This window comes from Thermasporomyces composti (assembly GCF_003386795.1).
GTDB lineage: Bacteria > Actinomycetota > Actinomycetes > Propionibacteriales > Actinopolymorphaceae > Thermasporomyces > Thermasporomyces composti.
Map to the genome: position 1 here is coordinate 2,057,475 of NZ_QTUC01000001.1, position 22,181 is coordinate 2,079,655.

General features: G+C 70.9%; 19 protein-coding genes and 1 tRNA gene. 8 read left to right on the forward strand and 12 right to left on the reverse strand.

Features of this window, described 5'->3' with window-relative positions; genetic code table 11:
- Positions 1-516: 516 nt before the first annotated feature.
- A tRNA-Ser gene (locus DFJ64_RS08965) sits at positions 517-607 on the reverse strand.
- Between the two features lie 153 nt (positions 608-760).
- Between DFJ64_RS08965 and DFJ64_RS19235 the strand changes: the two genes are divergently transcribed.
- Complete coding sequence (locus DFJ64_RS19235) at positions 761-955, forward strand: hypothetical protein (RefSeq protein ID WP_147304652.1); 195 nt, start codon at positions 761-763, stop codon at positions 953-955.
- Positions 956-1,036: 81 nt separating this feature from the next.
- On the forward strand, positions 1,037-1,615 hold the full coding sequence (locus DFJ64_RS08970; RefSeq protein ID WP_245941021.1) for an AAA family ATPase: 579 nt from the start codon (positions 1,037-1,039) through the stop codon (positions 1,613-1,615).
- Positions 1,616-1,618: 3 nt separating this feature from the next.
- Here the strand turns inward: DFJ64_RS08970 and DFJ64_RS08975 are convergent, their stop codons facing one another.
- The 6 genes from DFJ64_RS08975 to DFJ64_RS09000 form a co-directional block, all read right to left on the reverse strand.
- Positions 1,619-2,485, reverse strand: a complete 867-nt coding sequence (locus DFJ64_RS08975) for an endonuclease/exonuclease/phosphatase family protein (protein WP_245941022.1) — start codon at positions 2,483-2,485, stop codon at positions 1,619-1,621.
- A 251-nt stretch (positions 2,486-2,736) separates the two neighbouring features.
- Positions 2,737-3,789 carry a Gfo/Idh/MocA family protein gene (locus DFJ64_RS08980; RefSeq protein ID WP_115850053.1) on the reverse strand — a complete coding sequence of 351 codons (1,053 nt, stop codon included), beginning with the start codon at positions 3,787-3,789 and terminating at the stop codon, positions 2,737-2,739.
- 19 nt (positions 3,790-3,808) lie between these two features.
- Positions 3,809-5,185 (reverse strand): hypothetical protein, encoded by a 1,377-nt coding sequence (locus DFJ64_RS08985; protein ID WP_147304653.1) that lies wholly within the window; start codon positions 5,183-5,185, stop codon positions 3,809-3,811.
- 137 nt (positions 5,186-5,322) lie between these two features.
- Positions 5,323-6,753 carry an MFS transporter gene (locus DFJ64_RS08990; protein ID WP_115850055.1) on the reverse strand — a complete coding sequence of 477 codons (1,431 nt, stop codon included), beginning with the start codon at positions 6,751-6,753 and terminating at the stop codon, positions 5,323-5,325.
- Positions 6,754-6,844: 91 nt separating this feature from the next.
- A complete protein-coding gene (locus DFJ64_RS08995; protein WP_115850056.1) occupies positions 6,845-7,609 on the reverse strand; it encodes a WecB/TagA/CpsF family glycosyltransferase in 765 nt (254 codons plus the stop codon).
- Positions 7,610-7,728: 119 nt separating this feature from the next.
- Positions 7,729-8,526: a carbon-nitrogen hydrolase family protein gene (locus tag DFJ64_RS09000; protein WP_115850057.1), complete on the reverse strand. Its 798-nt coding sequence runs from the start codon at positions 8,524-8,526 to the stop codon at positions 7,729-7,731.
- A gap of 394 nt (positions 8,527-8,920) precedes the next feature.
- Here DFJ64_RS09000 and mobA point away from each other — a divergent pair, with 394 nt between their 5' ends.
- The 5 genes from mobA (at position 8,921) to DFJ64_RS09025 (ending at position 13,564) form a co-directional block, all read left to right on the forward strand.
- Positions 8,921-9,685 (forward strand): molybdenum cofactor guanylyltransferase, encoded by a 765-nt coding sequence (mobA, locus tag DFJ64_RS09005; protein WP_115850058.1) that lies wholly within the window; start codon positions 8,921-8,923, stop codon positions 9,683-9,685.
- A 224-nt stretch (positions 9,686-9,909) separates the two neighbouring features.
- Entirely contained in the window at positions 9,910-10,239 is a 330-nt protein-coding gene (locus DFJ64_RS19670; RefSeq protein ID WP_211310548.1) for a DUF6457 domain-containing protein, read from the forward strand.
- Positions 10,240-10,251: 12 nt separating this feature from the next.
- Positions 10,252-11,352, forward strand: a complete 1,101-nt coding sequence (locus DFJ64_RS09015) for a potassium channel family protein (protein ID WP_115850059.1) — start codon at positions 10,252-10,254, stop codon at positions 11,350-11,352.
- Between the two features lies 1 nt (position 11,353).
- Positions 11,354-12,337, forward strand: a complete 984-nt coding sequence (locus DFJ64_RS09020; RefSeq protein ID WP_115850060.1) for an NAD(P)H-quinone oxidoreductase — start codon at positions 11,354-11,356, stop codon at positions 12,335-12,337.
- 615 nt (positions 12,338-12,952) lie between these two features.
- The gene (locus DFJ64_RS09025) at positions 12,953-13,564 is read left to right on the forward strand and encodes a bacterial proteasome activator family protein (protein ID WP_115850061.1); all 612 of its coding nucleotides are present in this window, start codon (positions 12,953-12,955) and stop codon (positions 13,562-13,564) included.
- 89 nt (positions 13,565-13,653) lie between these two features.
- Here the strand turns inward: DFJ64_RS09025 and DFJ64_RS09030 are convergent, their stop codons facing one another.
- The 5 genes from DFJ64_RS09030 to serS all read right to left on the reverse strand — a co-directional run bounded on the left by DFJ64_RS09030 (position 13,654) and on the right by serS (position 19,762).
- A complete protein-coding gene (locus tag DFJ64_RS09030; protein WP_245941023.1) occupies positions 13,654-14,631 on the reverse strand; it encodes an HAD family hydrolase in 978 nt (325 codons plus the stop codon).
- A 351-nt stretch (positions 14,632-14,982) separates the two neighbouring features.
- The gene (locus DFJ64_RS09035; protein ID WP_147304654.1) at positions 14,983-15,690 is read right to left on the reverse strand and encodes a hypothetical protein; all 708 of its coding nucleotides are present in this window, start codon (positions 15,688-15,690) and stop codon (positions 14,983-14,985) included.
- A complete protein-coding gene (gene metG, locus DFJ64_RS09040) occupies positions 15,683-17,344 on the reverse strand; it encodes a methionine--tRNA ligase (protein WP_115850064.1) in 1,662 nt (553 codons plus the stop codon). The genes DFJ64_RS09035 and metG overlap by 8 nt, the downstream gene beginning before the upstream one ends.
- Positions 17,345-17,600: 256 nt before the next feature.
- Positions 17,601-18,440 (reverse strand): HAD family hydrolase, encoded by an 840-nt coding sequence (locus DFJ64_RS09045; RefSeq protein ID WP_115850065.1) that lies wholly within the window; start codon positions 18,438-18,440, stop codon positions 17,601-17,603.
- Positions 18,441-18,487: 47 nt separating this feature from the next.
- Entirely contained in the window at positions 18,488-19,762 is a 1,275-nt protein-coding gene (gene serS, locus DFJ64_RS09050; RefSeq protein ID WP_115850066.1) for a serine--tRNA ligase, read from the reverse strand.
- Between the two features lie 811 nt (positions 19,763-20,573).
- On the opposite strand from serS, the gene DFJ64_RS19430 reads away from it, so the two are divergent.
- Complete coding sequence (locus DFJ64_RS19430; RefSeq protein WP_245941024.1) at positions 20,574-22,130, forward strand: bifunctional phosphatase PAP2/diacylglycerol kinase family protein; 1,557 nt, start codon at positions 20,574-20,576, stop codon at positions 22,128-22,130.
- Positions 22,131-22,181: the final 51 nt, after the last annotated feature.

A 22,181-nucleotide genomic window follows, 5' to 3' on the forward strand; every position in this document is an offset into this window, starting at 1 on the left:
CGGCTGGAAGTCACCGATCAGACAGCATCGGTTGGGTGCCGCCACGAAGGCGCCCATGGCCAGGTCACGTGCGGTCGATACCGCCATTCGCTCACCCCCCTGTAGATCGCCAAGCGGTGCGAAGCGATCCTCCCTGGCTCCAGGGCTTCGGCTGCTGCCGGCTACAAAGTCCGAAGCCATCTCCTGCCGCTACCGAAGTCCATCCCCACCAGCGGCGGAGTTGCCTGAAAGGTCATGACAATTTAACGCAGGGATCTGACACACGTCGAGACCCGCCTACTACTCGCGGTCAGGAGATACGTACAACGCGAGGCGCCATCACAACCGGCCGCTCCGCCTCCCAGAAGAGCCGGTCGGTCTTCGCCAGTAGCCCTTTGGGGAACCTTCACCCCACGGCTACCACGGCGAGCCAGACTCACCGCAGGTGCCCCGAACCATGCGCCATGCGCGGCCTTCCGGGCACCTCGACCAACCGGTTGCACGCGAACCCGACCACCGCGTCGGTCTGAGTCTCCGCGGAGGGCGTGGGATTCGAACCCACGACCGAGAGGGGTCCCTCGGTAGCGGTTTTCAAGACCGCCGCACTAGGCCACTATGCGAGCCCTCCTCGCCAGCAGGCAGGTCGGAGCTCTCCATGTGGCGACGCCGTGATCCCCCCGACGTGCCCGCAGGCAACGCCCGGACGTCCCCGGGCGCGTAGTCAAGTCTCCCATAGACGCGCTGCGTGACCACGTCGGCTGACCTGCGTTGGCTAGGCGGCATGTCGATCATGATCACGAATGCTTCGCTCACGGCACGCCTCAGCCGCGACATTGCCGCTGAGCGAAGCCCGTCAGTGATCAATAGTGCGAATGTGGCAAACGGCATGCGGTTGACCGGAGAGCGCTACCAGGCACTGGACAGGCGCCGCGGCGAGGTGAGCCGCTCGCCCGAGACCAGCGAACCAACAACGTGACGGCGCACGTGCGAGCGATCTCGCGATGCCGCGCCGAAAAGCGGCTGCGAGCCTGGCGATCACTCCACCACGATGGGCGCCGTGGAGCACGACGAGCCAGGAGAACACATCGCCAAGCGCCCCGACGGGAGGCCTCGCGTCTTCGTCGTCACCGGGATCATGGCGTCGGGCAAGTCGACGGTCGCCCAGGCGCTCGCCGAGCGGTTCACTCGCTCGGTCCACGTGCGTGGCGACGTCTTCCGCCGCATGATCGTCTCGGGCTCGGCGCCGATCACGCCGGCTGGCGGCGAGGCGATGGACGCCGAGCTGCGCCTGCGGTATCGGCTGTCAGCCATGGTCACCGAGGAGTACGCCCGGGCCGGCTATACCGTCGTCGTCCAGGACGTCATCCTCGGCCCGGACCTCGCGACGTACGTCGGCATGATCGGGCACCGGCCGCTGTCCGTCGTCGTGCTGGCGCCCCGGCCGGAGGTCGTGGCACGACGCGCCGACTCATCAGCTGGGCGAGGATCGCGGCACGGCGAGGTCGAGAAAGCCGAACGGGCGGACGCGCCCTTGCGCCCGCCCGTCGGGAGAGCCCGCCAACCCGTGTGCCTCGAACCCGATCACGGTGCTCGTGCCAACCGCAGGGTCGAGTTGACGAGCGTCAGTCGACGTTGACAGTCACTTCACGAACCGCTTGATGGTGATGTCAGCGAAGTATGGACGGTGGTCCGACGCGTCGGCGTTCACCACCTCGGCGTGGTGGACGTCGATGTCGCGCGAGGTGAGCACGTAGTCGATGCGGCGGTCCGGGTTCTCGGCCGGGTAGGTGTAGCCGTCGCCCTCGCCGGCCAGCTCCCAGGTGTCGTTGAAGACATCGGTGAGGATGGAGATCTCCGGCGTACCGGGCACGGCGTTCAGGTCACCGGTGAGGATGGTTCGCGTCGGGTTGTCACCGAGCAGCTCGACGATCTTCGCGGCCTGGACCTCGCGCTCCAGGTTGTCGTTGTGCTGCAGGTGGGTGTTCGCGAAGCGCACCGGCACCCCCCGCACCCGAAGGTTGGCGACGAGCAAGCCGCGCTGCTCGTGGTCGTCGAACTTGGGCAGGTAGGTGTTGCTCCACGAGGTGATCGGGTACCGGGACAGGATCGCGGTGCCGTACTGCCGACGCTCCTGGCCAGGCTCGGCGGGGTCGAGGTCGAGGTTGGCGCCGTAGACCACCCGCATGTCGAGCCGGTCGGCCAGCCACGCCGCCTGGTCGACGAAGTCACTGCGCTCGCCCCAGTGCCGGTCGACCTCCTGCAGACCCACGACGTCGGCCCGCATCGTCTCGATGACCTTGGCGACGTGCTCCAGGTCCAGGACGTCGTCCGGTCCGGCGCCGTGGTGGATGTTGAACGTCGCCACCCGCAGCGACACCTCCCGCGCGACGTCGCCAGGCTTGTCGCTGGCGTTCGCGGCGGTCGGCGTCAGCGTGGCGGCGGCCATGGAGACCAACATCCCAGTCAACGCGAGGACACGTCCCCACCTCTTCGTACGTTGAGGCACGGACACTCCCTTCCTGACGGTTCGCTCGGTTGGCCGTCAAGCTAGGGGAGGTCCGGTCGTTCGGGATGACGAGATGATCACCTGTCCGATCTTGGACAGCAGCGCGATCTCACTGCGAAAGCACTTCTTGACAATGTGTGATCGCGTCGGCGAGTGGCAGGCGTTGCCCGGCGGCGCGTCAGCGGCTCGTACGACTGCTCGCCTCCGCGACCGGCGCTTCCGCCGCCAGACTCGGGAGCGGCCGAACGGGATCAGGCCAGCGTCGCCGGATCGACGGGCTCGCCACGGCGTGCCGACTCCACGCCGGCCAGCGCGATGAGCAGCGCGGTCAACCCGTCCTCGGCGGTGACCCGAGGCTCGACCGTGCCCTCGATGGCCGCGAGGAACTCGCGCAGCTGCTCGGCGTACGGGTCGACCGACAGGTCGTCCTCGAACAGCACCGCGCCGGAGCCGTCGGTGAGCACCGGCGTGGGCGAGGAGTCGAACCGCAGCACACCCTCGGACCCGACGATTTCGAACGTCGACCGCAGCGGGGTGCCCGCGACATCCCACACGGCCGTGACCGTCGACTGGACTCCGCCGGCGTGGGTGAGGGTCGCCGTGTGGCGGGCGGGCAGCCCGTCGTGGGGTCCTTCCTCGTACGTACCCGCCACGCTCGTCACGTCGCCCGCGATCCACCGGGCGAAGTCGAGGTCGTGGATGCCGAGGTCGACGAGAACACCCCCGGAGCGCTCCACGTCGGCGAACCACGTGTCGCTGCCCGGGCTGGCGTTGATCCGGGAGAACGTGAGCTTCTCCAGCTTCCCGACGCGTCCCGAGCTGATCGCGTCCCGCGCGGCGACGTACGCAGGGAAGTACCGCAGCACCTGGGCGGCGAACAGACCCACACCCGCCGAGCGGCACTCCTCGATCATCTGCCGCCCCTCGGCGGGCGTGCGGGCCAGCGGCTTCTCGCAGATGACGTGTCGACCGGCGGCCGCCGCCCGGAGCGTCAGCTCCGCGTGGGTGTCGGTCGGCGTGCAGATGTCGACGACCGACGCCTCGGCCAGCAGCGTGTCCAGATCGGCGACCGCGGTGGCCCCGTGCTCGGCGGCGAAGGCCTGGCCGCGCTCGGCGGACCGGGAGTAGACCAGGACGTCGACGCCCAGCGCCCGCCACGCGCGCGTGTGCGTACGCCCCATCTCGCCCGTGCCGATCACCCCGGCTTTGGTGTCGCTCATGGTGCCTCCCGCTGGTCGGCTGCTCGCCGCGTCATGCCCTGACTCTGGAGCCGGACAATAGCGGCTTCCCGTGGCCTCGCCCATCCCCTCGGGGTGCCCCTGGTCACAGGTCGGCGAGCACCGCGTCCACGGCCGCCGTGACCCGCTCCTCCACACCGAGCGCCCACCGACCGGGCCGGTAGATGTACGGATACGACTCGTTCGGCTCGTAGCCGCCTTGGCGCAGCTGCTCGTCGGTCACGACGTACCCGACCATGCCGTTGGTGTAGGGCAGCGGCAGCACCCGTGAGCCCGAGCGCCGCTTGACCTCGAACCCGTACGCGACGGTCACCTCGGCGTCGAAGCCCAACAGCGCCAGCTCCGGGCTGAGGGACAGCAGGGTCAACCGCAGCGGGACGTGGTCGACGAGCCGCGCCGGGTCCGCGAGGAGGTGGCGCGCCCAGTCGCCCCAGATGCCCTCGTCGTCGCGCAGGGCGAGGAGCTGGTCCCGGGACGGCGTCGCGAGGGGAAGGTCGACCGTCCGGGTCTGGACACGCACCTCGCCGTCCGGCAGGTCGGTCATCGGCCCGGACAGGACGTCCCGCACGCTGGCCGCCAACGCGCTACCGAGCTGGGCGAGCTCGGCGTCACCGCCCCGGTGGAACTGGCCGTCGCGCACGACCGCGGGGTTGATGTCACCGCAGCACCCCTGGAGGAAGCTGATCACGACGTCCTCGCCGAGGCTCTCCCGGAGGGCGTCCCGCATCGCGCCCGGGTAGTCGGCGGAGACCTGAGGCGCGTCACTGGTCGTCGGATGACAGGTGTAGTGGACGAGGACGGCGAGCGTCTCGTCCGCCATCGTCCCCTGGGACTCAGCCGTGAGGGACGCAGCCGAGCCGTGCGGCTCCGTTGAGCCCGCCTCCTCGGCGTGGGCGCCCTCGCCTGTCACACGGCTGAGCCGCAGGACGTGCACCTCGGGGTCGACGGGACCGCCCGGGTTGGGTGCCAGCACCCACCCGTCGGGTCGGGCGCGTCGGCGGTTCACGCCGATTCGGCACGTGCCGACGCCACGGCTCAGCCGCACCGGCACCATCCGGTCGATCGCCCGCCCGACCGCGTCCACGACGGTGGCCTGCAAGGCGTCCAGGTAGTCCGGGTCACCCTTCCCCAGCAGTGGCGAGCAGGTGAGGCCGGGCTGGGGAGCGCCGTGGGTGTGGGTGGCGTGGAGGACGATCGCCTCCGGCGGGATCGCGTAGCGCTCCGCGATGCGCTGGGTGAGCGAGGCGACGAGGTCCGGACCCCACCAGAGCAGGTCGGCGCACACCAGGACGGCGGAGCAGGTGACTCGCCCGTCCACCCCTGGCGTGCCGAACGCGAACGCCTGGAGGGACAGCGGGTCTCGGATTTTCTCCCACGGCACCAGCCGGACCGCGAACCCGGCGAGAGGCACCGGCTTCTCGGGCGTGATGTCCGCGACGGAGACTCCGACGTAGGTCGCCACGATCACCCTCGTTCCCGGTCGGTCGCTCGCGCGCACGGCTGGCGGACACGGCGCACGGACGCCCCCACCGTCGGTGGGCCGGCACGCGGATGACCGGATTCTCCCGCCGTACCGCCGATCGAGGAAGACGTCGACACTCACACCGTGGTGGACGAGCGGGCCGCCTCGGACCGGGCGAGCGGCGCGATCTCGTCGTCCACGTATGCCGGTCGGGCGGCCACGAGACCCGCCACGACCTGCGGGATCACGAGCAGCAACAGCGACCAGAGCGGGATCGTCCACCCGCCGGTGAGGTCGAACAGAGCCCCCAACCCCAGCGGTCCGACGATGGCCACGAGGTAGCCCACGCTCTGGCTGAATCCGGACAGCTCCGTGGTGACGGCCGCTTCCCGCGAGCGCAGACCGATGAGGGTGAGCGCGAGCGGGAAGGCGCCGCCGCCGAGCCCGAGCAGGACCGCCCACGTGAGCGCGCCGCCCCGAGGCGCCACGATGAGGCCGACGTACCCCACGACGTAGGCGAGGCCGCACAGCCACACCAAGAGGCGCTGGTCGGAGCGACGGGCCGCGACGATGGGGAGGACCAACGACAGCGGGATCCCCATGAGCGGAAGGACCGCCACGAGCAGCCCCGCGCTGGTGGGGTCGAGCCCGGCGTCCCGGTAGATCTGTGGCAGCCAGCCGAACGCGGCATACGCCTGGAGCGACTGGAGGCCGAAGTAGAACGCGAGCGACCACGCCAGGGTGGAGCGCCGCAGTCGCGGCACCGAGTCCCGGGAGGCCGACGCGGACCGGCTCGGAGAAGGGCTCGGCAAGGGTCGCCGGAACACGGTCCGCCAGCCACGCGACCCGAGAGGCCCTCGCCGTCCGATCGACGCAGGCCGACCGATGGACCCACGACCGATGGACCAAGAACGACCGGTGAACGCAGGCTGCTCCCTGCATCCGGGGCGCGCCCCGGCGGGCCGCCGACCTGCGGGGTCTCGCGCGAACGCGACCCAGGCGGCCAAGGCGACGGCGGCCGTCCCCGCCCACACGACCAGGCCGTACCGCCAGCCACCGAGGCTGTCACTGATCGGCACGGTGAGTCCGGACGCGACGGCCGTGCCCGCCGAGAGCGAGGTGGTGTACGCCGCGCTCGCCAGCCCGATGCGTCGAGGGAAGCGCTGCTTGACGAACGCCGGGACGACGACGTTGCCGATCGCCATGCCGGCCAGCGCGACCCCGCTGGCGAGCAGGAAGAGCGTGGGGGACGACCCGAGCACCCGGACGACCTGACCGACGACCACGGCGACGAGCGCCCACGCGAGCACCTGCCAGGCACCGTACCGGCGGGCGCACCGCGCCGCCACCGCTCCGAAGACGGAGAAGCACACCACCGGCAAGGTGGTGAGCACGCCAGCGGCCGTGGGCGACAAGCCCAGGTCGGTGCTCACGTCCTCGAGGACCGCGCCCACACTCACCGCAGCGGACCGCAGGTTGAAGGCGAGGAGGACGACGGCGGTGAGAAGGAGCCAGCCCCGCCGTGCTCGCCACACACGCGGTCGGGGCCCGGGTCGGAATAAGGGCATCACGGCCGATGGTAAGCGCGGTCGGCGGCGAGGAACGCGTCTCCCTCGCCCGCCTCGATCAGCTGGTACCGCTCTCCGAGCGGTCGGGCCGTCACGTGCGGTTGGCGCGGGGACGCTGCAGCACCGCCCGGAGGACCAGGACCACGAACTTCGTGTTGGTCACCGCGTACCGCCGGAACAGCCGACGCGGCTCCTGGACGAGCCGGAACAGCCACTCCAGGCCCATTCGCTGCAGGGCACGGGGCGCGCGACGCAGCTCACCAGCCAGGACGTCGAAGCTGCCGCCGACACCGATGCAGACGGGGACGCCCGTGAGGCAGCCGCCGTCGATGATGAAGCGCTCCTTGTCCGGCGTGGGCATGCCGACGAAGAGCACGTCGGCCCCGCTCTCCCGGATCTGCTCGAGGATGCGCGGCTCCTCACTGCGGTCGAAGTAGCCGTCCCGGTAGCCGGCGATGTTCACACCCTCGGCACGTAGGCGAGCGGACAGGCGTTCGACGACGTGTGGCTTCGCCCCCAACAGGAAGATCTTCCAGCCGGTGTGCCGGGCTCGCTTGAGGATCTCCTCCATCAGGTCGATGCCGGCGACCCGCTCCGGCAGCGGGTGGCCGAGCATGCGGGCCGCCCACACGAAGGGCTGGCCGTCGCAACCGATGAGGTCGCCGCGCTCGAGCAGCGCGAGGTACTCGGGGTCGTCGTGGGCGCGGACGACGTTCGCGGCGTTGACGCACAGGTGAGTGCCGGGCTCACGGGTGCTGATGCGGTGCTCGACCCAGGCGAGGGTGTCGCTCATTCCGACGGCGTCGACGGGCACGCCGAGCACGCGCAGCCTGCGATCCCGGCTGACCAGTGCCATCTCTTGCACCCACACCCCTCTGTGGCGGTTTCGCTCCAGGCGCAACCCTAGAGGCGAACAATCCTTGCAGATGTCCGGGGCGCCGCTCGTGACGGTGTGCGGCCGCTCGATGACGGAGCTTACGAGACGTCGCGAGGCGCGACGCGGAAGCGTCGGTGGGCGAGTGTCGGGTTGCGCCGCCGCACCTCGGCGATCCGTTCCGGCTCGACGTCGCCCACACAGACGCCGACCTGCTCGCCGAGGGAGGTCACGACCACGCCCATGGGGTCGACGAGCATGCTGCGCCCTGAGTACGACGGACCGCACTGGGCAGCCGCCGCGACGTAGCAGGTGTTCTCGATGGCGCGGGCTCGGACCAGGGTCGTCCAGTGGTCCTCCTTGAGCGGTCCGTGCACCCACGCCGCAGGCACCACCAACGCCTGCGCACCAGCGTCGACGAGTGCGCGCCCCAGCTCGGGAAACCGAAGGTCGTAGCAGGTCACCAGACCCCACCGCAGGCCGCCGACCTCGATCACGCAGCAGTCGTCCCCGGCGATGAGCCGGTCGGACTCACGGAAGCCGAACGCGTCGTAGAGGTGGATCTTGCGGTACGCGCCGGCCAGGGTTCCGTCGGGGGTCACGGCGACGACGGTGTTGTACGCCCGGTCAGCGTCACCTGCCGTCTCGAACATCCCGGCGACCACGACGGCGCCGAGCTCGCCGGCGAGGTCGGCGAGCGCGGAGACGAACGGCCCGTCGACGGGCTCCGCGGCCGGCGCGAGGGGGGCGTCCGCGGCCCCGAAGTCGTACATGCTCGCCTCGGGACACACCACGAGGTCGGGCTCGCTGGGCGCGGCACGTCTGGCCAACTCGCGGATCGTCGCGAGGTTCTCCGCCTTGTCCTGGCTGGCCGCGAACTGCAGCAAAGCGACACGCACGAGAGACAGTCTGCCCGCCCGAGCCTGGCACTCACCGCACCTGTGTCCACAAACCGACAGGTGGCGGCGTCGCCCACAGACCGGTTCGCACCACGCCTATCCCCGAGCCGCGACAAGTGCGAGACTCGACCTCGTGCGGCGCAACCACCCGGGCGCGCGGAACAGCCTGTGGCCGGCGGCCACGGGCCGGCCGGAAGACCCCACTCAGCTGGTCCACACCCTTCAGCCACTCGGCGCGGATGGTCGACACCGGGCACCCGGTCAGCGTCAGGCCTTCAGTCACGACAGAACACCCGGTCACTCCGACCGACCGATCGGCACCCGACAACCAGTCGACACCGGACACGCGGCGAACGCCGGCCAGCCGGCGAGCACGAGAGGGCGGCACGCAGTCATGTGGAACCCCGCGGAAGCACCGACGCGGTCACCTATCCCTCAGGTCCCTCAGGCACCCAGCTCTCAGGCGCCTGGCTCTCCGGCACCAGTCGCCTCGGCGGCAGGTGAGCCCACGACGCCAGGGCACGGGAACGCGCTGGGCTTCACCTCGGCCGGCGGGTGGCGGCCAGCCACCGCGACCCACCTCCAGGCCTACGACGTCGTGGTCCTCGCGGGAGGCGCCGCCCGACGCTTCGGCGGAGCCGACAAGGTGCTGCTCCCCGTGGCAGGCCGGCCCATGCTGGAGCGGGTGCTCGCGGCGGGCGCCGGCGCACGGACGACCGTCGTCGTGGGTCCACGCCGCCCCCTCCCGGTGGCGGTCCGATGGACCCGGGAGGATCCGCCTGGTTCCGGCCCGCTCGCGGCACTCGCCGCCGGGTTGTCGCTCTGCGAGGCTCCGATCACCACCGTCCTCGCCGCCGACATGCCCATGCTCGACGAGACCGTGGTCGCCGCCTTGGTCGAGGCCGCCTCCGCCGACGACGTCGACGGTGCCGTTCTCACCGACGACACCGGCGAGCAACAGCCGCTCGCAGCGGCCTACCGTCGGCAGGCTTTGCAGGATGTCCTCACGACGATCGGCGATCCCCGTGACCGTCCGATGCGGCTCCTGCTCCGTGCGCTCCGGCTGGCCACCGTGCCGAACCCACGGGCCGCCCTCGACTGCGACACTCCGGACGACCTCTTCCACGCCGACCGCGTGGCGGAGCAACGTCTCTCGTAGCCCTAGCCAGAGCGCGCTCCCCGATGCACATCCGTGTGGGCACGTGCTTGACCTGGGACCACCCTCGCCAGGTGGCCGTGACGTCCAGGTGGCCACGACATCGACGGGCCGTCTGTGGATGACCGACAACTGCGAGGGATCGAGGTGGGTCAGGCAGGGAAGGGCAACAAGCAAGGCCAGCGCGGGCCCACGCGCGTAGGCCGCTCCGAGCAGGAAGGTGCAGCGTGCTTCTCGACTGGTCTCGCGAGGTGTCGTCCGCTCTCGGACTCGACTCGACGTCCGCCACCACGCCGGACGGTGAGGGCCTGAACGTCGACGAGAAGGTGATCGACGACGTCCTGGCGCTCGCCCGGGACGCGGCGCACGCCGTCGAGCGGCCAGCGGCGCCTCTCACGACCTTCCTCGTCGGCTACGCGGCCGGGCTGCGCGGAGGCGGCGTGAGTTCCGTCTCCGAGTGCGTCGCCGTCGTCCAGTCCCTCGCCCGCTCCTGGCGCGAGGGCGCGCCTCGGCGCACTGCCGACACAGGCATCTCCGGTGACCGAGGCGCAAGCTAGTGTCGTCCCGCCATGATCAGGCCTCCGTCAAGCGAGCGGGTGCAGCCGACCACCGACATCCAGCTGCCGCTCCGCTACGCGTCACCGCCTCGGCAGATCGGGATCCGAGTGCTCGTGGCGCTCGCCCTGGTCATGCTCGTCGTCCTGATCGTCTACCTCGGGCGGGACGGGTACCGCGACGCCGCCGGTGGGCCCATCAGTCTCCTTGACGCGGCCTACTACGCGACCGTGACGCTCACCACCACCGGGTACGGCGACATCACGCCGGTCACGCCGACCGCCCGACTGGTCAACGTCGTCCTCATCACGCCGTTGCGGCTGACGTTCCTCATCGTGCTGGTGGGAACGACACTGGAGGTCCTGGCGACCCGGAGCCGCGAACACTGGCGAATCACGCGATGGAGGAATCGGTTGCGCGACCACACCGTGATCATCGGCTTCGGAACCAAGGGTCGCGGCGCAGCCGACACCCTGGTCAGCAGCGGCGTGCCCAAGGACCAGATCGTGGTGATCGACGCCAAGCAGGCCGCCGTGGCTGAGGCGAACGCGCTCGGGCTGGGCGCGATCGTCGGCGACGCCACCCGCACCGAGGTGCTACGGCGGGTCAAGGCGGAGTCGGCCGCCCGGATCATCGTGACCACGCACCGCGACGACACCGCGGTCCTGGTCACCCTCACCGCCCGCCGGATCAACCCGGACGCCTTGGTGGTCGTGTCGGCCCGGGAGACCGACAACATCCCCCTGCTCAGGCAGAGTGGTGCCGACATCACGGTGACCTCCTCGGAGGCGGTCGGCCGCATCATGGGCCTGTCGACGGTCAGCCCCGCGCTCGGAACCGTCCTGGGCGACCTCCTCACGTACGGCAAGGGCATGGAGGTGGCCGAGCGCCCGGTGCTGCCACGCGAGGAGGGGCGGTCACCGCGCGACTTGGAGGACGTCGTCGTGGCCGTGGTGCGGGACGACGAGGTCTACGGCTACTACGACCCCACCGTGTCGCAGGTGCTGCGCGGCGACCGGGTGGTCGTCGTCCGTCCGTCCGAGGAGCAGCCGTGGGCGCCGCGACCGGGTGAGCGGCCGGAGGACTACACCGAACCATCCGAGGACGAGGAGTGACATGCGTGCGGTGGTGACACACGGCTCCGGTGGTCGTGAGGTCCTCGCGGTCGAGGAGGTACCCGACCCAGAGCCCGGCCGCGGGGAGGTGCTCATCGAGGTCGAGGCCGCCGGTGTCAACCGGGCCGACATCCTGCAGCGCGAGGGCGGCTACCCACCCCCGCCCCACGCGTCCCCGATCCTCGGTCTGGAGTGCTCGGGCAGGGTTGCCGCGGTGGGCCCGGAGGTCGCGGACTTCGCGGTCGGTGACGAGGTGTGCGCGCTGCTCGACGGTGGCGGCTACGCCGAGCTCGTCGCCGCTCCGGCCGGTCAGGTCCTCCGCCGGCCTGAGGGGGTGAGCCTGGTCGACGCCGCCGGACTCCCGGAGGCGGTCTGTACCGTGTGGTCGAACCTCTTCATGGTGGCCGGTCTGCGTCCGGGGGAGACCCTGCTCGTCCACGGAGGAGCGAGCGGCATCGGCACGACCGCGATCCAACTGGCCGTCGCCCTCGGGGCGAAGGTCATCGCCACCGTCGGCACCGCCGCGAAGGCCGACCGCTGCCGCGACCTCGGCGCGGAACTCGTCATCAACTACCGCGAGGACGACTTCGTCGAGGCCGTGCGGGGCGCGACCGACGGGCGGGGAGCCGACGTGATTCTCGACATCGTCGGCGCTGAGTACCTTCCTCGGAACGTCCGTGCGCTCGCGACTGAGGGACGCCTCGTCGTCATCGGGATGCTCGGCGGTCGGCGCGGCGAGCTCGACCTGGGCACGCTGCTCCGCAAGCGCGCGGCCGTCCTCGCCACCACCTTGCGCGGGCGACCACCCGCGCAGAAGGCGGCGATCGTCTCCAGCGTCGCCGAGAACGTCTGGCCTCTCGTCGCCGACGGACACGTGCGACCGATCATCGACCGAGTGCTCCCGCTCGACCAGGTGGCCGAAGCTCATCGGGTCATGGAGGCGAGTGAGCACGTGGGCAAGGTCCTGCTGTCGACGCGCCCCTGAGCTCTCTCGGCCTGCGGCCTCGGGCGGACGGCCGGCGACGAAGGCGCCGCCGGACCTTCCCTCCTCTCCCGGTTCCCGTCTCACCGCGGGTCTCGCCTCGACGCGAACCTGCTGAGACCGCGCGTGCGTCCCGCCACGCGCTGTGGGCATGCAGCCACCATGTGTCGGCGATCGGGTCCGCAGAAAGTTCTGGACACGAGGAAACCAATCCGGCCGGCTGATCGTCGTACGAGTAATCCACGCAACTCGGACAACGGTGATCAGATGGCGTATTGGTGATCAACCGCGATCGCCGAGCCAGCACCTGACGAACGGGTCCGGCTGACGCTCCGGCAGCGCGCCACGGCCCGGCGCTCGGAGCGAGACCGACGGGACGTCCAGCGACGCGGAAGGCGGGTGATGACATGAACATCGACCACGCGCACAGGCAACGACGGCTCGCCCGGATCCGGATCTGGGCCGAGGTGGAGCGACGACGTTCCGAACGTCTCCGTCAGAACGCACGGGCCGCGAAGTCCAGCGGCGACGACGCGGGTCGACGCCAGGAGTCGAGCAGTGGTGAGTCTCCCGGGGGGCACTCTCGCTTGAATTGCCCCTTGGGGTAAGGATGGGGCTATGACCGAGCCTCAGCAGACCCCTGACGCCGAACGGACCCGCGGCGAATCCGCCAAGAGGGGGCAGGAGTCCGACTCCCCCCGCATCGTGATCGTCGGGCCCGACGGGATGGCCGTCGAGGGCCCTCCCCGACCCGCTGAGGGCCGTGAGGAGGAGGAAGACGACGAGCGGTCGGTCACCGACCTCGTCGAGCAGCCCGCGAAGGTCATGCGGATCGGCAGCATGATCAAGCAGCTGCTCGAGGAGGTGAAGTCCGCACCGCTCGACGAGGCGAGCCGGCAGCGGCTCCGCGAGATTCACAAGTCGTCCATCGCGGAGCTGGAGAAGGGGCTCGCTCCCGAGCTGGTTGAGGAGCTCGAGCGCCTGTCGCTGCCGTTCGAGGAAGGCGAGGTCCCAAGCGAAGCGGAGCTTCGCGTCGCCCAGGCCCAGCTCGTCGGTTGGCTGGAAGGGCTCTTCCACGGCATCCAGACGGCCCTGTTCGCTCAGCAGATGGCGGCTCGTGCCCAGCTGGAGCAGATCCGGCGCTCACTGCCACCGGGGACGCCGATGTCGCAGATGCAGCAGTCGCAGCGGCACGAGCCCGACCGGGGCGGCAGTGGCATGTACCTGTGACGTGACGGGACCGACGTTCACCGCCGGCACGCGTCGGTGGCGAGGGCGAGGGCCGGCGCGTGCCGGCTGCGGAGGCGCCGCGAGACCGCTCAGTCCGGCAGGCCGAACAGGCTCTCCAACACCTGCGCGACGCCGTCCTCGTCGTTGCTGGGGCATCGCCGGCTGACCGCCGCGAGGACGTCGGGGTGAGCGCCGGCCACGGCGTATGACGTGCCCGCCCATCCCAGCATCGCCAAGTCGTTCGGCATGTCACCGAACGCCACGACCTCGCTCGCTGCGATGCCGTTCTCCCGACACCACGCGGCGAGGGTCGTCGCCTTCGACACCCCGCGCGCGGAGATCTCCAGCAACCCGACCTTGCTCGCGTGGGTGACCTCGGCGAGGTCCCCCACCACCGCGCGGGCCTTGGCCAAGAGCATGTCGGGGTGGTACTCCTCGTGCCTGGCCAGGAGCTTCACCGGCGGTGTGTTCAGCAGCTCGGTCAGCTCTCCGACGAACACCTCGTGCCGGCGTTCCTCCGCCACCCGGTACGTCGGCTCGTGCCCGAAGCGATCCCCGAACTCCACGCCGAACGCCACGCCCGGCACCGCCGTCCGAAGCGCCTCCACCAGCCTCAGGCCGACCTCGGGTGCGATCGGGCGACGTCGTAGCTCGCGCTCCCTGTGGAGGTCATAGACCACGGCCCCGTTCGAGCACACGGCGACGCCGCGGTGGTCGGTCTGGTCAGCGATCGACCGCATCCAGCGGGGTGGCCGTCCCGTGGCGAAGATGACGGTCGAACCGCATCGCTCCACGTGGGCCAGTGCCCGGCGCGTGCGCTCGGACACCGTGCCGTCGGAACGCAGGAGTGTGCCGTCGAGGTCGCTGACGACCAAGCGGGGAACGCGAGGTGAGGTCCGAGCCACACCGTCGTAGGAGCTACGCGCCTGGCGTGCGGTGCCAGCCGCCCCTGTCGTCCTGGCCAGGCGCGGTGTCCTGGTCGGCCCACCGGCCGGCGCAGCGGTGCCGGCCCGCTCCGCCGCGCTGGCACGTTCAGCGTGGGACTCCGCATCGGGACCGGGACTCACGCACCTCATCCTGTCAGATCAGCCGCCGGGATGGGCTGGCCCGATCGCGCGAGGTCCGTCCGGACCTGGTCAAGGGTGCTCGAGCGTGGCCTACCCGGGGCGCATCGGACATCGCTCTCGGGTGGGACAAGGCGGGAAGCGCGGACGACCACGAGTCACGACGGTCAGGAGTCACCACACATGGTGAAGGCCTTCGCGACATGGTGAAGGCCCTCGCGCACCGTCACCGGAGGTCGAGGGCCTTCGCGTGTGCCGAGCCGCCAGGTCACGGGAGGAGACGTCGCCTGAGGAGGAGCCCCCGACGACCTCGTCACCGGAGATGGAGCGGGTCGAGCGGTGCGAGGAAATCGCTCAGTTCAGCGCCCGCTCCAGCCGCTGCGCGGCCTTGACGGTCAAGTCCTCCGCGACCTCGTCGAGCTGGTCCTTGTCGGTGGACCAGACGTAGATCGCGCTGAGGAGGTCACCGTTGCGCTGGTAGACCGCGATGTAGGAGTAGTCGGCTTCCTTCCGGTCGTCGGTTCCCCGCCAGGCGAACGATCCCTCGAGCGCACCCTTCGGCGCGTCGACGACCTCGATGTCCTTGATCTGCCCCTCGTCGTGCTTCCAGCCGTCGCAGTCCTCGACAGCCTTCTTGATCTCCTCGAGGGCCGCCTCACCCTTGCCGGGCTTGTAGGCGACGGCCTCGTTGCTGACGACCAGGTCCGGGTTCCGCGCGCCCTTCCAGAAGAAGTCCTGGTTGCGGGCCAGGCGGTCGCCGTCACTCCGCCCCTGCTTGCCGCAGACGTCGTTGGTCGGCACATCGAGGGAGTCGTCCTGATTCTGCACCTCGGTGTCGTGGCCGATGTCTCCCTCGCTGAGGATGACCCGGCCGATCGCCGCCTTGAGCTGGTCAGGCGTGAGCTCGCGCTCCCTGCTGTCATTCTCGTTGGCGACCCGGGCCTCGTTCTGCTGACGAGGCGCGGAGTTATCCGCCGGTGGCTCGCCGTCGTTCGAACTGCAGCCGGTGAACATCACCGCACCTGCGGCGAGCATCGCGAGTACGAGTCGGGTTCTAGGCACGAGCCCGCACTTTACTGAAGATCTCTGACGCCCCTGTACCGTCCCCACCACACTCCGCGATCTCCACCCGGCGAAAGAGCGGTTCGAGCCTGGGAAGCGCGCCGTCCGGCTGGTGGGACCCGGACTGATGCGCGAGCTTGGCCGCGAGCCCGGGGACGAACGGCTCGATCTCTCGCGCGAGGACGCGCAACGCCGCCACCAGGGTGGCCAGTGTCTGGTCGAGACGAAGCCCAGCGTCGGCGTCGCCACCGCGTTCCGCCTTCGCCAACGCCCACGGCGCCGTCCGCTCGATGCAGCGGTTGATCTCCGCGACGAAGGCCGTGATGGCGCGTGCCGCGCGCCGCAGGTCGAAGTCCTCCAACGCCGCGTCGATCCGGTGCGGGAGCCCGGAGGCCGCTGCGTCGAGACGGGCCAAGGCGGCGCCGATCCTGTCGCTGAGCACGCCTGGGCCGGGCGTCACTGCGACGCGACTCGGCGCGACGCCGACGGCGAGGGACACGGCGGGCGGCACGACGCCTCCGCGGAAGCGGTGCACCATGGCGAGCACACGCTGCGCCACGTTCCCGAGACCCCCTGCGAGGTCGCGGTTGGCCGCGTCGACGAGGCGGCGCAGGGTGAAGTCGGTGTCGCCGACCTTGGACACCTCGGCGATGAGCCACCAGCGCACGGCGTCGACGCCATACTGGTCGGCGAGGTGCATCGGATCGACCACGTTGCCGAGCGTCTTGCTCAGCTTCTGGCCGTTCGCGGTGAGGAAGTCGTGGACGTAGATGTCCGTGGGCAGGGGCAGGCCCGCTGAGAGCAGCATGGCGGGCCAGTAGACGGCGTGGAACCGCAGGATGTCCTTGCCGATCACGTGCACCCGACGACCGTCACTCGCCCACCAGGTCCGGAACGCCTCGGCGTCAGGGCCCTTGCCGTAGTCGAGGGAGGTGACGTAGTAGCCGAGCGCGTCCCACCAGACGTACATGACCTGGGTCGGATCGCCGGGGACCGGGATGCCCCACCCGCGGGCGCGCTCGACCGAGCGGGAGATGGAGAAGTCGGCCAGGCCGCGCTCGACGAAGGCTCGGACCTCGTTGGCCCGCACCTCCGGCTCGATGCGCAGCCGACCACTGAGCAGCAACTCGCGCAAGGGCTTCTGGTAGCGGGAGAGCCGGAAGAACCAGTTCTCCTCGCTCACCAAGGTAGGCGCCGTGCCGTGGGCGGGGCACACGCCGTCGACCAGCTCGTCGTCGGTGTAGAACTGCTCGCAGCCGACGCAGTACAGCCCTTCGTAGTGGCGGCGGTCGATGTCTCCCGCGGCGGCGCAAGCTCGCCACAGCCGCTCCGCCCCGGCGCGATGCCGCGGATCCACGCTGGTGCGCAGGAAGTCGTCGTAGGAGGCGTCGAGCCGCTCACCCAGGCGGCGGAACGCCTCAGCGCGCTGGGCGACGAACTCCGCCACGGGAAGACCCGCGCGGTCGGCGGCCTGGACATTCTTGATCGCGTGGTCATCGGTGCCGGACAGCAGACGGACCTGGTCGCCGCGAAGCCGCCGATGGCGGGCGAGCACGTCCGCCTGCACCACCTCGAGCGCGAAACCGAGGTGCGGGTCGGCGTTGACGTACGGGATGGACGTGGTGACGTAGAACCGCTGCGGCGCGGTGGACATCGGCGCTCCTCTCGCTCGCCCTTCGCGGCGAGGAGCGCTCGGAGACTCGACACGAGGAAGGCCCCTTTCCGCGAAGGGGCCTGACCGGTGGGTATGGCACGTGGACGGCCCCTAGCGGGGCCGCATCATCTCCTCGTGCCGGAACGTCATGCCGGCGATGATAGCTCGCCGGCATCGCGGGCCGCGAAGGAAACCAGTCAGGGTCGGCCACACCAGGGGGTCGCCTGCGGGTCGACCGCGTCCGGAGTCGACCGCGTCAGGGACGGTCGACGTCGTCGAACCACCGGCTGAGCTCGAGCGCCACGCCGTCGTCGTCCACGCTCGCCGTCACGTCGTCGGCGACGTCCTTCACCTCGCTGGCGGCGTTGCCCATCGCGACCCCACGGCCGGCCCACGACAGCATCTCCAGGTCATTGCTGCCATCGCCGATGGCGAGCACGTCCTCGCGACGGATACCCAACCGCTCGGCGACCTTGGCCAGACCGGTCGCCTTGCTCACACCCTCCGGCGCGAGGTCCAGCCAGGCGGTGTAGCCGATGTAGTAGGACACCCCGTGCAGACCGACCCGGTCGATCACGTCCAGGAAGTGCTCGGCCTCGATCGACGGCTCGCGCAGGATGACCCGGGTGGCCGGGTCGTTGACGAGGTTCTCGAGCGGCTCGATGCTGATCCGTCCGGTGAGCTCGCCCGGTGGGAAGGGAGCGTTGACGCGGTAGCCGACGCCGAGCTCCTCCACGGCCACCAACGCCTCGGGGAGCCTGGCCAGCAGCATCCGAAGCACCGGGGCCGGGTCGAAGGTCACCAGGTCGATCACCTCGACACCGCGGTCGTCGACCGGCCCGTCCGACCGCCCCTCCGACGCGAGTGAGCCGGCCTCGGGGTGCAGACGTACCACCACCGCGCCGTTGCTGCAGACCAAGTACGGCTTGGGCAGGTCGAACTGCTCCGCGACCGGCCTGGTGGCGGTGAGCCCACGCCCGGTGGCCAGCACCACGTGCGCGCCCGACTCGACCACCCGACGAGCGGCCCGCTCGACCGCGGGCGAGATCCGACCCTGCAGGTCGATGAGAGTGCCGTCGATGTCGAGCGCCACCATCCGCGGCCGCCACCCCGCGGTGCCTGGCGTGGGCTCGTCGTGACGGGTCACGCCAGCGGCTCCAGACGAGCCCGTCCTCCCAGGTAAGGCTGCAACGCCTTGGGCACGCGGACCCCACCGTCCGCTTCCTGGTGGTTCTCCAGGAGGGCGACGATCGCCCGGGCCACCGCGACGAGCGTGCCGTTGAGGGTGGCGACGTAGCGGGTGCCGGTGTCGTCACGGAACCGGATAGCGAGTCTGCGCGCCTGGAACTCCGTGCAGTTCGAGGTGGAGGTCACCTCGCGGTAGCGGCCCTGGGTGGGAAGCCAGGCCTCGATGTCGAACTTGCGGGCCGCGCTGGCGCCGAGGTCACCGGCGGCGGTGTCGATGACGCGGTACGGCACCTCCAGCTTGTCCCAGAACTCCTTCTCCCACGCGAGGAAGCGACGGTGCTCCTCCCGCGCCTCGTCGGGGTGGCAGAAGGAGAACATCTCCACCTTGTCGAACCAGTGGACGCGGATGATGCCGCGGGTGTCCTTGCCGTAGGAGCCGGCCTCGCGCCGGAAGCACGGGCTGAAGCCGGCGTAGCGCAGCGGCAGCTGGTCGGCCCGCAGGATCTCGTCGCTGTGGTAGGCGGCCAAGGGAACCTCGGAGGTGCCGACGAGGTAGAGGTCGTCCCGCTCGAGCCGGTAGACGTCGTCGGCGGCCTGGCCGAGGAAGCCGGTGCCCTCCATCGCCCTGGGCTTGACCAGGGACGGCGGGATCACCGGCGTGAACCCGTAGCTCAACGCCTGGTCCACGGCCATGTTGACGAGGGCGAGCTCCAGCAGGGCACCGACGCCGGTGAGGTAGTAGAAGCGCGCGCCGGACACCTTGGCCCCTCGTTCGACGTCGATCGCACCGAGGATCCGGCCAAGGTCCACATGGTCGCGCGGCGCGAACCCCTCGGCGGCGAAGTCGCGCGGCTGGCCGACCTCCTCGAGCACGACGTAGTCGTCCTCCCCACCCGGGGGCACGTCGTCCTCGACGAGGTTGTCGATCTGGAGGCTGAGCCGCTGGTACTCCTGCTCGGCCTCGGCCATCGCCGCCTCGGCCGCCTTGACCTGTGCGGCCAGCTCGCGGGTGCGCGCGAGAAGCTGCTGCTTCTCGTCTCCCTGCGCACGCGGGATCTGCTTACTGAGCCCCTTCTGCTCCGACCTGAGCTGTTCGTACGACGCGATCGCCGACCGGCGACGCTCCTCGGCGGCGAGCACCTGGTCGACCAGCTCCACCGAGGCGCCGCGCCGTCGCTGGCTCTCGCGCACTCGCTCGGGATTCTCGCGCAGCAGCTTGGGGTCGATCACGGCATCGAGCGTAACCGGCCACCCGACCCCATCCGCCACCGGTTTCCGGTGCGGGTCCACGTGCTGTCCATCCCGATCTGTCCGCCGGCTCCCTGGTCAGCGAGCGGCGACCCGGGACCGCCCGAGGAGAGCGCGGAGCGAAACCCCAGCCCGCCCCGGTGAGACGTCCCGGTGAGGGCGAGGGGTAGACATGCCTTCCGTGAGCGACCAGGGCGGTGCGCCGCCGCCGGAGGACGCGGCGGCGTCGGGTGCGCGGCGAGAGAGCACCAGGGGCCGGCCTCGTCGCGCCGCGCGGGGCGGCCGATGGCGAGCGTGGACCTCGCGCGCTGACTCGCCACCGGACGAAGACTCGCGAACGGAGCCTTCGGCGCGAACTCGACCGGTCGAGTCGACCTCGGAGGTCACTCGACGATCCGACCGGCGGCCGGACCCTTCCGGCGAGGTCGGACCATCGCGGCAGCCCGGCCCAGCACGCCGTCACCGGTGGAATCCGGACCTGTCCTCCGGAAAGTCCTCGGCGCGGCCGGAACGGCCACGCCCTGACCGACCCCACCCGTCCGGAGAGCAACCCCGCCTCGATCAACCCCGCCTCGATCGACCCCGCCGCCGAGATCAACCCATCCGACCAGTCCAGCGCGATCCCTCCGGCCCCGGTCACTCCGGCCGGGCCACGCTCGACCGCGCCGAGCGTCGGCAGCGCGAGCGCCCACCCGCCGACACCCCGCTGAGGTCGAGTCCACGCGTCGAGCGCCCGCCCACGGTCGCGGGACGCTCGAGACCCACCCGACCCACCACCCAGGTTCCGGTGGGGGTGACCGAACGACAGGCGGCCTTCGCCGCCGTGCTCGGTGGCGGGGTCTTCGTCGCCATCGTCGTCCTCGTCCTGGCCGGGTGGCCCCCGATCGTCGGCCTCGACCGGGCCATCGCCCGTGGACTTGCCAGCTTGTTCGACCAACCGGTCGCGATCGAGGTTCTCCTGGTGCTCGCGCACCTGACCGCACCGTGGGTGCTGCGGGGGGTGAGCGTGATCGTCGCGGCCGTCCTGCTCCGACGCGGGTCACGACGCCTCGCCGCCTGGCTGCTGGGCACGGTCGCGTTCGGCGTCGTCCTCGAGTACGGCTTGAAGAGCCTCATCGCTCGTCCTCGACCGCCCGTCGCGGCGGTGCGGATCCCAGCCAGCGCGCTCCCCTCCGGGCACGCCCTCACCTCGGCCCTCGTTGTCGGGGCGCTCCTGCTGGTGCTGAGCCGGCCGGGCGTGTCGCGGAGGGTCCGGACCGCCGCGTGGTCGACCGGCATCGCCTTCGTGCTCGTCGTCGGGTTCGACCGGATGGCGTTGGCCGTCCACTACCTCTCCGACGTCCTCGCCGGCTGGGCACTCGCCGTAGGAGCGCTCGGTCTCACCGCCCTGGTCGGCGGCGTGGCTCGACGGTTCCCCCGTCCACGCGGAACCCGCCGCTTCGGCTCCCGGCAGCGGGTCGCGGTCATCCTCAACCCGTCCAAGGTGGAGGACGGCGACTACCTCCGATACCTCGTCGAGCGCCAGGCGGCGAAGTCAGGCTGGGCGGAGCCGCTGTGGTTCGAGACGACGCCGGACGACCCAGGACACGCGATGGCACGCGCCGCCCTCGAGGCCAAGGTCGACCTGGTCATCGCCGCCGGGGGCGACGGGACCGTCCGGGTGGTCTGCGGGGAGCTGGCCGGCACGGGCGTCCCAGTCGGCATCCTGCCGGTCGGCACGGGCAACCTGCTGGTGCGCAACCTGGGCTTGCCGCTCGACCTGTCCGCCGCCGTCCGGGTCGCCCTGACCGGGCGCAACCGCGCGCTCGACTTGGTCCGCGTCGAAGGCGATCACCTGCCGACCGACCGTTTCGCCGTCATGGCAGGGCTGGGCCTCGACGCGGCCGTCGTGGGCGAGGCGCCGCCGAAGCTGAAGGCTCGCATGGGCTGGCCCGCGTACGTGGTCTCCATCGTGCGCAACCTGTCCTTCCCCGCCGTCCGGGTCGAGATCGCCGTGGACAACCAGCCTCCGGTCCGGCGATGGGTTCGCACCGTGCTCGTCGGCAACGTCGGGACACTGCACGGCGGCCTGTCCCTCCTGCCGAACGCTCGGCCCGACGACGGCCTCCTCGACGTGGTCGCGGTGGCGCCGCGTCGGCTGACGGACTGGCCGGCGCTGGCCTGGCGTGTCGTTCGACGCTCCAAGGGACAGGACGAACGGCTGCGGACCTGGCGGGGCCGTCGGGTGGTGATCCGCGCGGAGGACGCCTGTCCACGCCAGCTCGACGGGGACGTCATCGAATTCGGCCACGAGCTGCGCTGCGAGATCGAGCCGGGTGTCCTCCTGGTCCGCGTGCCGGCCGACCGCTAGACCACCCCTCGCGCCGAACCGCGGTCTGCCACGGGCCGCCACACGGCCTCG

Coding starts and splice junctions, on each gene's coding strand:
- DFJ64_RS19235 (WP_147304652.1), top strand. CDS start 761: ATGTCGATCATGATCACGAATGCTTCGCTCACGGCACGCCTCAGCCGC.
- DFJ64_RS08980 (WP_115850053.1), bottom strand. CDS start 3,789: ATGGGCGAGGCCACGGGAAGCCGCTATTGTCCGGCTCCAGAGTCAGGG.
- DFJ64_RS08990 (WP_115850055.1), bottom strand. CDS start 6,753: ATGCCCTTATTCCGACCCGGGCCCCGACCGCGTGTGTGGCGAGCACGG.
- DFJ64_RS08995 (WP_115850056.1), bottom strand. CDS start 7,609: ATGGCACTGGTCAGCCGGGATCGCAGGCTGCGCGTGCTCGGCGTGCCC.
- mobA (WP_115850058.1), top strand. CDS start 8,921: ATGTGGAACCCCGCGGAAGCACCGACGCGGTCACCTATCCCTCAGGTC.
- DFJ64_RS09015 (WP_115850059.1), top strand. CDS start 10,252: ATGATCAGGCCTCCGTCAAGCGAGCGGGTGCAGCCGACCACCGACATC.
- DFJ64_RS09020 (WP_115850060.1), top strand. CDS start 11,354: ATGCGTGCGGTGGTGACACACGGCTCCGGTGGTCGTGAGGTCCTCGCG.
- DFJ64_RS09025 (WP_115850061.1), top strand. CDS start 12,953: ATGACCGAGCCTCAGCAGACCCCTGACGCCGAACGGACCCGCGGCGAA.
- metG (WP_115850064.1), bottom strand. CDS start 17,344: ATGTCCACCGCGCCGCAGCGGTTCTACGTCACCACGTCCATCCCGTAC.
- DFJ64_RS09045 (WP_115850065.1), bottom strand. CDS start 18,440: ATGGTGGCGCTCGACATCGACGGCACTCTCATCGACCTGCAGGGTCGG.